4 protein-coding genes are annotated in these 12672 nt (G+C 37.2%); 1 reads left to right on the forward strand and 3 read right to left on the reverse strand.

All coding sequences use genetic code 11. The features are described 5' to 3' along the window. On the reverse strand, positions 1-7496 hold a 7496-nt coding region (locus N4270_RS10720; RefSeq protein WP_260097111.1), incomplete at its 3' end, for a hypothetical protein. Between the two features lie 377 nt (positions 7497-7873). Continuing rightward, the gene (gene hutH, locus N4270_RS10725; RefSeq protein ID WP_260097112.1) at positions 7874-9385 is read right to left on the reverse strand and encodes a histidine ammonia-lyase; all 1512 of its coding nucleotides are present in this window, start codon (positions 9383-9385) and stop codon (positions 7874-7876) included. A gap of 127 nt (positions 9386-9512) precedes the next feature. Between hutH and N4270_RS10730 the strand changes: the two genes are divergently transcribed. Continuing rightward, the gene (locus N4270_RS10730) at positions 9513-10898 is read left to right on the forward strand and encodes a TlpA disulfide reductase family protein (RefSeq protein WP_260097114.1); all 1386 of its coding nucleotides are present in this window, start codon (positions 9513-9515) and stop codon (positions 10896-10898) included. A 53-nt stretch (positions 10899-10951) separates the two neighbouring features. On the opposite strand, the gene N4270_RS10735 is transcribed toward N4270_RS10730, so the two are convergent. Next, entirely contained in the window at positions 10952-12502 is a 1551-nt protein-coding gene (locus N4270_RS10735; protein ID WP_260097115.1) for an NAD(P)H-hydrate dehydratase, read from the reverse strand. Positions 12503-12672: the final 170 nt, after the last annotated feature.

The following is a 12672-nucleotide window of genomic DNA, read 5'->3' on the forward strand; positions in this document are numbered from 1 at the left end:
GTTCCTCCACATTCTGTGTAAGATCCACTTAATTGACCTTCAACTGATCCTGAAATCTCACATGCTCCAGTTCCACCATTAGTATAACTTAATGATCCTGCTTCGAATGCATTAGCTTCTTCACATGTAATTGTCATGTCTTCTACTTCTTCAAACTCAGCCTGTGGTGCTGGTAATACAGTAACTGTTTGACTTGCTGTGATTGTTCTCTGACAATTATCAGTGTATGTCCAGCTAACAGCAATTGTTCCTCCACATTCAGTATAATTTGGAATAGCTTCTCCTTCTACTGATCCTGAAATCTCACAAGCGCCAGTGCCACCATTAGTATAAGCTAATGATCCTGCTTCGAATGAATTCGCTTCTTCACATGAAATAGTCATGTCTTCCACTTCTTCAAACTCAGCTTGTGGTGCTGGTAATACAGTGATCGTTTTCTTAGCTGTGATTGTTCTATCACAGTCATCAGTAAATGTCCAATCAACTTCTAGTGTTCCTCCACACTCAGTGTAAGAGCCACTTAATTGTCCTTCAACTGATCCTGAAATCTCACATGCTCCAGTGCCACCATTAGTATAACTTAATGATCCTGGCTCGAATGCATTGGCTTCTTCACATGTAATTGTCATGTCTTCCACTTCTTCAAACTCAGCCTGTGGTGCTGGTAATACAGTAACTGTTTGACTTGCTGTGATTGTTCTCTGACAATCATCAGTGTATGTCCAGCTAACAGCAATTGTTCCTCCACATTCAGTATAATTTGGAATAGCTTCTCCTTCTACTGATCCTGAAATTTCACATACGCCAGTTCCTCCATTAGTATAAGCTAATGATCCTGCTTCGAATGAATTCGCTTCTTCACATGAAATAGTCATGTCTTCCACTTCTTCAAACTCAGCTTGTGGTGCTGGTAATACAGTGATTGTTTTCTTAGCTGTGATTGTTCTATCACAGTCATCAGTAAATGTCCAATCAACTTCTAGTGTTCCTCCACACTCAGTGTAAGAGCCACTTAATTGTCCTTCAACTGATCCTGAAATCTCACATGCTCCAGTGCCACCATTAGTATAACTTAATGATCCTGCTTCGAATGCATTGGCTTCTTCACATGAAATGGTCATGTCTTCAACTTCTTCAAACTCAGCTTGTGGTGCTGGTAATACAGTGATTGTTTTCTTAGCTGTGATTGTTCTATCACAGTCATCAGTATATGTCCAATCAACTTCTAGTGTTCCTCCACACTCAGTGTAAGAGCCACTTAATTGTCCTTCAACTGATCCTGAAATCTCACATGCTCCAGTGCCACCATTAGTATAACTTAATGATCCTGGCTCGAATGCATTGGCTTCTTCACATGAAATGGTCATGTCTTCAACTTCTTCAAACTCAGCTTGTGGTGCTGGTAATACAGTAACTGTTTGACTTGCTGTAATTGTTCTCTGACAATTATCAGTGTATGTCCAGCTAACAGCAATTGTTCCTCCACATTCAGTATAATTTGGAATAGCTTCTCCTTCTACTGATCCTGAAATCTCACAAGCGCCAGTTCCACCATTAGTATAAGCTAATGATCCTGCTTCGAATGAATTCGCTTCTTCACATGAAATAGTCATGTCTTCTACTTCTTCAAACTCAGCTTGTGGTGCTGCTAATACAGTAATCGTTTTCTTAGCTGTAATTGTTCTATTACAATCATCAGTAAATGTCCAGTCAACTTCTAGTGTTCCTCCACACTCAGTGTAAGAGCCACTTAATTGTCCTTCAACTGATCCTGAAATCTCACATGCTCCAGTGCCACCATTAGTATAACTTAATGATCCTGGCTCGAATGAATTCGCTTCTTCACATGAAATAGTCATGTCTTCTACTTCTTCGAACTCAGCTTGAGGTGCTGGATTTACTTTAATTTGTTTTCTAGCTGTGATTGTTCTATCACAATCATCAGTATATGTCCAGTCAACAAATAATAAACCTCCACACTCAGAGTAAGATCCACTTAATTGACCTTCAACTGATCCTGAAATCTCACATGCTCCAGTTCCACCATTAGTATAACCTAATGATCCTGCTTCAAATTCATTTGCTTCTTCACATGTAATTGTTATGTGCTCAAATGGTTCAAATTCTGCTTGAGGAGCTGGTAACACAGTAACTGTTTGACTTGCTGTGATTGTTCTCTGACAATCATCAGTGTATGTCCAGCTAACAGCAATTGTTCCTCCACATTCAGTATAATTTGGAATAGCTTCTCCTTCTACTGATCCTGAAATCTCACAAGCGCCAGTTCCTCCATTAGTATAAGCTAATGATCCTGCTTCGAATGAATTTGCTTCTTCACATGAAATGGTCATGTCTTCTACTTCTTCAAACTCTGCTTGTGGTGCTGGTAATACAGTGATAACCTTCTTAGCTGTGATTGTTCTATCACAAGCATCAGTATAGGTCCAGTCAACTTCTAGTGTTCCTCCACACTCAGTGTAAGAGCCACTTAATTGTCCTTGAACTGATCCTGAAATCTCACATGCTCCAGTTCCACCATTAGTATAACCTAATAATCCTGCTTCGAATGCATTGGCTTCTTCACATGAGATTGTCATGTCTTCTACTTCTTCAAACTCAGCTTGTGGTGCTGGTAATACAGTAATTGTTTGACTTGCTGTAATTGTTCTTTTACAATCATCAGTAAATGTCCAGTCAACTTCTAAAGTTCCTCCACACTCAGTGTAAGAGCCACTTAATTGTCCTTCTACTGATCCTGAAATCTCACATGCTCCAGTGCCACCATTAGTATAACTTAATGATCCTGCTTCGAATGCATTGGCTTCTTCACATGAAATGGTCATGTCTTCTACTTCTTCAAACTCAGCTTGAGGTGCTGGTAATACAGTGATTGTTTTCTTAGCTGTGATTGTTCTATTACAGTCATCAGTATACGTCCAGTCAACTTCTAATGTTCCTCCACATTCTGTGTAAGAGCCACTTAATTGTCCTTCAACTGATCCTGAAATCTCACATGCTCCAGTGCCACCATTAGTATAACTTAATGATCCTGGCTCGAATGCATTTGCTTCTTCACATGAAATGGTCATGTCTTCCACTTCTTCAAACTCAGCCTGTGGTGCTGGTAATACAGTAACTGTTTGACTTGCTGTGATTGTTCTTTTACAATCATCAGTGTATGTCCAGCTAACAGCAATTGTTCCTCCACATTCAGTATAATTTGGAATAGCTTCTCCTTCTACTGATCCTGAAATCTCACAAGCGCCAGTTCCACCATTAGTATAAGCTAATGATTCTGCTTGGAATGAATTTGCTTCTTCACATGAAATAGTCATGTCTTCTACTTCTTCAAACTCAGCCTGTGGTGCTGGTAATACATTAATAACCTTAGTCGCTGTGATTGTTCTCTGACAATCATCAGTATAGGTCCAGTTTACTTCTAATGTTCCTCCACACTCAGTATAAGATCCACTTAATTGTCCTTCTACTGATCCTGAAATCTCACATGCTCCAGTTCCTCCATTAGTATAAGCTAATGATCCTGCTTCAATTGATGCCGCTTCTTCACATGACACTGTCATCTCTTCCACTTCTTCAAATTCAGCTTGAGGTGCTGGTAATACAGTAATTGTTTTAGTTGCTGTGATTGTTCTCTGACAATCATCAGTGTATGTCCAGTTTACTTCTAATGTTCCTCCACATTCTGTGTAAGAGCCACTTAATTGTCCTTCTACTGATCCTGAAATCTCACATGCTCCAGTGCCACCATTAGTATAATTTAATGATCCTGGCTCGAATGAATTTGCTTCTTCACATGAAATGGTCATGTCTTCCACTTCTTCGAACTCAGCTTGAGGTGCTGGTAATACAGTGATAACCTTCTTAGCTGTGATTGTTCTATCACAGTCATCAGTATACGTCCAGTCAACTTCTAGTGTTCCTCCACACTCAGTGTAAGAGCCACTTAATTGTCCTTCTACTGATCCTGAAATCTCACATGCTCCAGTGCCACCATTAGTGTAACCTAATAATCCAGCTTCGAATGAATTTGCTTCTTCACATGAAATAGTCATGTCTTCAACTTCTTCAAACTCAGCCTGTGGTGCTGGTAATACAGTAATTACTTTTTTAGCTGTAATTGTTCTTTGACAATCATCAGTATACGTCCAATCAACTTCTAAAGTTCCTCCACACTCAGTGTAAGAGCCACTTAATTGTCCTTCAACTGATCCTGAAATCTCACATGCTCCAGTGCCACCATTAGTATAGCTTAATGATCCTGGCTCGAATGAATTCGCTTCTTCACATGAAATAGTCATGTCTTCTACTTCTTCAAACTCAGCCTGTGGTGCTGGTAATACTGTAATTGTTTTTCTAGCTGTGATTGTTCTCTGACAATCATCAGTAAATGTCCAATCTACATAAAGTGTTCCACCACATTCATCGTATGTTCCACTTAATTGTCCTTCAACTGATCCTGAAATCTCACATGCTCCAGTCCCACCATTAGTATAAGCTAATGAAGTTACTATATATTGACTAGCTAATTCACATTCGATTTGAATGTCTTGCACGTCATCAAACTCAGCTTGAGGTGCTGGTAATACAGTGATAACCTTCTTAGCTGTGATTGTTCTTTTACAATCATCAGTATAGGTCCAATCAACTTCTAAAGTTCCTCCACACTCAGTGTAAGAACCGCTTAATTGTCCTTCAACTGATCCTGAAATCTCACATGCTCCAGTGCCACCATTAGTATAACTTAATGATCCTGGCTCGAATGAATTCGCTTCTTCACATGAAATAGTCATGTCTTCAACTTCTTCAAACTCAGCCTGTGGTGCTGGTAATACTGTAATAACCTTAGTCGCTGTGATTGTTCTCTGACAATCATCAGTATAAGTCCAGTTTACTTCTAATGTTCCTCCACACTCAGTGTAAGAGCCACTTAATTGTCCTTCTACTGATCCTGAAATTTCACATGCTCCAGTCCCACCATTAGTATAACTTAATGATCCTGCTTCAATTGATGCCGCTTCTTCACATGACACTGTCATCTCTTCCACTTCTTCAAATTCAGCTTGTGGTGCTGGTAATACAGTAATTGTTTTAGTTGCTGTGATTGTTCTCTGACAATCATCAGTATAGGTCCAGTTTACTTCTAATGTTCCTCCACATTCTGTGTAAGAGCCACTTAATTGTCCTTCAACTGATCCTGAAATTTCACATACGCCAGTTCCACCATTAGTATAACTTAATGATCCTGCTTCGAATGAATTCGCTTCTTCACATGAAATGGTCATGTCTTCAACTTCTTCAAACTCAGCCTGTGGTGCTGGTAATACAGTAATTACTTTTTTAGCTGTAATTGTTCTTTGACAATCATCAGTGTATGTCCAATCAACTTCTAAAGTTCCTCCACACTCAGTGTAAGAGCCACTTAATTGTCCTTCTACTGATCCTGAAATCTCACATGCTCCAGTGCCACCATTAGTATAACTTAATGATCCTGGTTCGAATGCATTTGCTTCTTCACATGAAATGGTCATGTCTTCAACTTCTTCAAACTCAGCCTGTGGTGCTGGTAATACAGTGATTACTTTTTTAGCTGTAATTGTTCTATCACAATCATCAGTATAAGACCAGTCAACTTCTAGTGTTCCTCCACACTCAGTGTAAGAGCCACTTAATTGTCCTTCAACTGACCCTGAAATCTCACATGCTCCAGTGCCACCATTAGTATAAGATAATGATCCTGGCTCGAATGAATTCGCTTCTTCACATGAAATGGTCATGTCTTCAACTTCTTCAAACTCAGCCTGAGGTGCTGGTAAAACTGTAATTGTTTTATTTGCATTGATTGTTCTTTGACATTCATCAGTATATGTCCAGCTAACTATAATTTCTCCACCACACTCATTATAATCTGGTGTCGCTTCTCCTTCTACTGATCCTGAAATTTCACATACGCCAGTTCCACCATTAGTATAAGCTAATGATCCTGCTTCGAATGAATTTGCTTCTTCACATGAAATGGTCATGTCTTCTACTTCTTCAAATTCTGCTGCAGGTGCCGGATCTACTGTGATAATAAAAGGACCTGCACTTAATGGACGATCACAAGAATCTAATCCATCATAAGATACAGTAATTGTTCCTCCACATTCAGTATATTCAACATCAACGTTTGGTTCTAAAGAACCTGAAATAGCACAAGCGCCATCTTCAACACCATTACTATAAGTTAAGTTTGGTGCTTCAAAGGTTCCTGCTTGCTCGCATGATAGGTTAGAAACGAATAAAATGTTTTGTAAAGATGCTTCAGGTGTTGGTAAAACTGTAATAGTTTGAGTCTGAGAACTTGTTCTACCACAATCATCTGTTGCTGTATAAGTTCTTACAATAGTACCTCCTAAACATGTACCATTAAAGTCACTTGTATCATCTGAAGATGAAATAATTACTTTAGAAGTACAGTTGTCTGTTCCATAAACAGCTTTAGATGGTGCAGGAACTTCATCAGCACAATCTACAGTAATATCTTCTGGCACACCTACTAATTCTGGAGCTTCTGTATCTCCACCACTGTAAGTTAATACAATAGGATCTGCATAATTGTCGCAGTCATCTTTAATAGTATATGTATAAATGGCTAACCATTTGCAATCTCCACCTTTAGAATTTTCAGATTTAGAAACTGATACAGTTCCGCAATTGTCGGTAAACAATGCAGCAATATCTTCTTCAGTTGGTCCTTGAGCTTTTTCAGCAAAACATAAATTCAATCCTGTTTCACCTTCTGGCACTACTGCACCTTTAGTTAACATTGGTGGTTGAACATCGCCTCCTGAATAAGTGAGATCTAAATCCTGTACCATATTCCCACAAGCATCCTTAATAGTATACTTATAAGTTACGGTCCACTCGCAGTCATTGCCATCAGGAGTTCCAGATTTAGTAACGAGAACATCGCTACAATTATCTGAGTACAAAGCGGCTATATCTGCAGCTGATGGTCCTGCTGGAACATCACTATAACAAAGATTTAATCCGCTAGCACCTGTTGGTAACTCAGCACCATCATTTAATACTGGAGGTGTTAAATCTCCTCCATTGTAAACGATTTTGATTTGCTCTTCAAAATCTCCACACTTAACATCGTAAGTGTACTCAACGGTCCAAGCACAATCATTTCCTTCCTGATGCGTAGACTTAACTACTTTTGCAGGAATATCTCCACACTGATTCAGGTAGAGATTTGCAACATCTGCCTCAGATGGCCCAGGAGGCGCATCAGCAAGACATCTGTTAAAGAATGTACTTCGAGCCAAATCTTGTGCAAACACAGAGCTAGTACTAAACGCAAAAAGCATGATAAAGGCAAACGCCTTCATGCTCATACTTTGTTTAGTTAAAAGATCAATGCTACAACACGATAAATTCGTGATAGATTGCCAAATTTTGGCGCGTCTACCACTTCGGGTAAAATTGCTCATAAACATAACATTTGGTTTTAAATTAAAATTATCTTAACATTTATATAATGACAATACTCGTATTGTCAGCAAAAACGCAAATACAAAATTTACGTGTAAGCTTAAAATCAAATATGACGTGCTGTATAAACAGTACATCAATTATTAGAATGCGAACATTCTAACTTCAATAAATGCTAATAATCAATTGTTGTGCTATCAAACAATTTTAAGGTAAGAACAGTAATCTTATATTGCTATTATCTAAGGTTACTATTAGGCTTCGAGTGAACAAAATTCACCTCAACTTACTTTCAAAAGTATATTATAAAATACTGACTGCCAAATAAATTTATTCTTTTTTTTCATAATAAACAGTTGAACATTTTTTTTTGCATTTAATCGAAAATCAGTTCATTTTCAATGTAAAAATCATCGATAAAACGCAAAGTTTTTTCAATCAATTTATAAAACACCTGATCTTCTTTCACAAATTCCACTTCCTTTTGGTAACGCCCTAAGAACGACTCAATTAAATGTGATGATTTGAGTGGTTTTTTAAAATGTAGTGCCTGTGAAGCGTTAAGTAGTTCAATAGCTAAAATGCGTTCAACATTATAAACTAAACGATAACATTGGGTTGCTGCATTTGCTCCCATACTCACATGATCTTCCTGACCATTACTAGAGACGATACTATCTACACTTGCTGGTGTTGCTAATTGTTTGTTGGCGCTTACAATACTTGCAGCTGTATATTGCGGAATCATAAATCCCGAATTGACCCCAGGGTTATCAACCAAGAATGTTGGCAGTCCGCGTTGGCCTGAGACCAACTGATAAATTCGTCTTTCGGAGATATTCCCTAATTCGGCAATGGCAATTTTCAAGTAATCTAATGCTAAGGCTAAAGGTTGACCGTGAAAATTTCCGCCAGAAATAATTTCATCTTCACCAACAAAAATATTAGGGTTATCGGTAACAGCGTTAATTTCGGTTTTAAAAACTTTATGGACAAAATCTAAGGTATCTTTTGTAGCTCCATGTACCTGAGGAATACATCTAAAAGAGTACGGATCCTGGACATGAGCCTTTTTTTGCTGAATTAATTCACTACTTTTCAAAAACTCTCTAATACGTTCGGCAGTTTTAATTTGCCCTTTATGAGGTCTTACCAAATGAACCAATTCATTGAACGGTTCTATTCGACCGTCAAAAGCATCCAAAGACATACTTCCGAAGAAATCGGCTAAATACGACAACTTAAACGATTTAATAAGTAGGTGTACACCGTAAGCACTCATAAACTGAGTCCCGTTTAATAAGGCCAGACCTTCTTTTGATTTTAATTTAATAGGTTTCCAATTAAACTTAGCTAGTAAGTCTTTAGACTCATAAACCTTATTTTGATATACAACTTCGCCTTTAGCAATTAATGGTAACGCTAAATGAGCTAAAGGTGCCAAATCGCCTGAAGCACCCAAAGAGCCTTGAGTATAAACCACTGGTAATATGTCGTTATTGTAAAAATCTACAAGTCGTTGTACTGTTTCAAGTTGCACACCACTATGTCCATAACTTAAGGATTGCACTTTGAGAAGCAGCATAAGTTTTACAATTTCTTTCGGAACTAATTCGCCTACACCACAAGCATGAGACATGACAAGATTTTCTTGAAGCTGTGTTAGTTTGTCTTTTGAAATCTCAACATTACAGAGAGAACCAAACCCTGTATTAATACCATAAATAGGCTGGTCTTCCGTTTTAATTTTTTCGTCGAGATAAGTGCGACAGGTTTTAATTTTTTCAATGGCGCTTTCTGAAAGCTGTATGTTTTTATTCTGAAATAAGATATCGCTGATTGTCGAAATTTCTAAAACTTCTGAAGCTATAAAATGTGTTGTATTCATAGTTTAATTTTACGCTATCAAAATTCTGAATAACAAATCGACTTTGCAACAAATGTTAATAATTAATAAAGTTTCTTATAAAAAGCTAATAATCTGTATTTTTGAGTAACTAAAACAATTTATAATTATGAAACGATTACTAATTGCTCTGTGTGCAATCTCAATATTTGCATGTAAGCAAGAACCTAAAATCGATTATGCTATTCTAACTGGTAAAGTAGAAAACACAAAAATCACTAAAGCCATGCTAAATGGTTCCGATTTTAAAACCGAAATAGCGATTAACGAAGACGGTACTTTTTCTGACACACTTCAAATTCCTGAAAACGGATTTTACACTTTATCCATAGGTCGAGAATACACACCAATGTATCTAAGTACTGGTGATCATTTAAATGTTGCTATTGATGCAAAAAACTTTGACGATACTGTAACTTATACAGGTGAAGGTTCTGTAGAGAATAATTATTTAGCTGCAAAAACTTTAAATACCGAAAAAGCAGCAGCTAATGTTGTGGCGTTTTATTCGATGGAAGAAGCCGAATTTAAAACGAAACTTTCTGAACTTAAAAAAGAAAATGAAGCGCTTTTAAATGGATTAGAAGCCGCTGATGAAACATTTTTAGCGACCGAAAAGCAAAATTTAGTTTATGATAATTATGCGATGTTGAATACTTATGTTAAGCGACATGGTTATTACACCAAAAAAGAAGACTTTGAAGTTTCTGAAGGTTTTATTCCTGAAGACTTGAAAAACTTAAGCTTTGACGATGCCAATGCTTACAAATCTTCAAGATCGTATAAAGACATGGCCTTTGATGATGCCTTGACAAGTATATTTAATGATTTGGGTGATGATATTTCTTCGGTTGCACCTGAAGATTTAAAAGGCATCTCAGATATTAAAATACAAGCTTTAAAGAATGAAGTTGTTGGCTATTTAAGTAGCTTTTTAGTATCGCCAGGAAATCCAAATATGGAAGCTGTTTATAATTTTTTCATCAACAATTCTACTGATGAGGATACAAATAAAAAACTGACAGAAACCTATGAAAAAAATAAGGATTTGGTCAAAGGAAAACCGTCACCTCAATTTGTAAACTACGAAAATCATAAAGGCGGAGAAGTATCGCTTACAGATTTAAAAGGAAAGTATGTTTATGTTGATGTTTGGGCGACTTGGTGCGGACCATGTATTAAGGAAATTCCATCACTTAAAGAAGTTGAAAAGAAGTTCCATAACGAAAATATCGAATTTGTAAGCGCTTCTATCGATCAAGCCAAAGACCATGACAAATGGGTAGCTATGGTAAATGATAAAGACTTAGGAGGTCTTCAATTAATGGCTGACAACGATTGGAAATCTCAATTTGTTCAAGAGTATGCTATTCAAGGTATTCCAAGATTTATTTTAATCGATCCTGATGGAAACATCGTAAGTGCCGATGCACCTAGACCATCCAATCCAAAATTAATAGAATTATTAGAAGAAGAACTTAAGATGCAACCTTAAGTTTTTGAATCATTATAAAAAAAAGCCGCTCATTGGAGCGGCTTTTTTTATTTCTATTTTTCAGGTTGCGCAGCTTCTACCTGTGGCTGTTCCGGTTGTTTAAACAAGTCGATATATGCCTCACCTAAAGCTTCAATAACATGGCTTGCAATAAGACTTTGATAACCTAAATCTTCTATAGCTATATCGGCAGCTTTTCCGTGTAGATACACTCCAAAAACTGTTGCCGAAAGCGCATCATAGCCTTGCGAAATCAAGCCTGTAATCACGCCAGTTAAGACATCACCAGTTCCTGCTGTTGCCATTCCAGGATTGCCAGTAGTATTGACATAGTATTTATCATTAAAAACAGTGATGGTATTTGCCCCTTTAATCACTAAAATTACTTTGTGTTTTTTAGAAAATGCCTTCGCTTTTGAAAGCTTATCAAAATCGTCTTTCCATGTTCCAATTAAACGTTCCAATTCTTTGGGATGTGGCGTTAAAACAGTCTGCTCTGGAAGATGCTTTAATAGTGCTTTTTTCTTTGACAAACTATTAAGTCCGTCTGCATCAATAACCAAAGGCGTTTTATTAGATTTTAAGAATTTCTCCAGTGCAGAAATCGTTTGGGCTTCTGTTCCCATACCCATTCCCAAACCTATCACCGTAGGTTCAATATCAAAAGATATATTTGAAATATGGGTTTCCTGTTCATCTGTAATAACCATCGCTTCAGGAAACGCGGTTTGCATAATCTGATAACCACACTTTGGCACAAAAGCGGTCACCAAACCAGCACCAATTGACAACGCTGCTCTACTACTCAACACAACAGCTCCCATTTTTCCATAACTTCCTCCAATAATAAAACTATGACCAAAATCACCTTTGTGAGCATACTTCTCTCGGGGTTTATAAATGGGTAAAACTTCATGCTTTCCAATTAATTCTGCTTCAGTTTCTGTAACGTATAAAAATTCTCTGTCGATTCCAATATCTAAGACTTCCCATTGTATAGAAAACTTGGAAGTATCAGGTAAAAAGAATATCAATTTTGGTGACTGAAAACTCAAGGTATAATTTGCCCAAACTACTGCATTCTCATCTTCAGGAACTTGATCTGTATACATACCTGAAGGAATATCGACTGAAAGCGTAAACGCCTGACTTTTTTTAAAGTGCACAAATAAAGATATTACCCAATCATCTGCTGGTCTGTTGAGTCCAATTCCGAAGATAGCATCCACAATAATATCATCTTTATGAATCTCTGGGAAATCGGCTTCACAACCTAACATTTCAGGCCACTTTTTTGTTGTTTGTTTTATCAAATCATAATTAATCAAAAAGTCTTTGGTACGTTTATCGCTACAGTTAACTACGTAGGTTTTCACATTATAGCCATGGGTTATTAAATGCCTAGCGACAACCAGACCATCACCACCGTTATTTCCTATGCCGCAAAACACATGAATTGGCACTTGAGCTCCTTGCATTCGAACATGCAACCAATTAAAAATTTGTATTCCTGCGCGTTCCATTAACTCGGTGGATGTAATGTTTTGTTTTTTTGATGTTAGCGCATCACCTTCATAAATTTGTTCTTTAGAAAAAATCTTCATGTATTTGGTTTAAAATCAATTGTTAAATTGTCAGTTTTCACGGATAAAAAGCCTTATTAAATCATTTTTTTTGTATTAAACTGAAAAATACGCAAAATGACCCGTTAAGTTTTTTTTCTCTTGTAAAAATAATACATTTGAAAGGTATAGACTATTAAAAATGCTAAACG

Source organism: Psychroserpens sp. SPM9, assembly GCF_025153525.1.
GTDB lineage: Bacteria > Bacteroidota > Bacteroidia > Flavobacteriales > Flavobacteriaceae > Psychroserpens.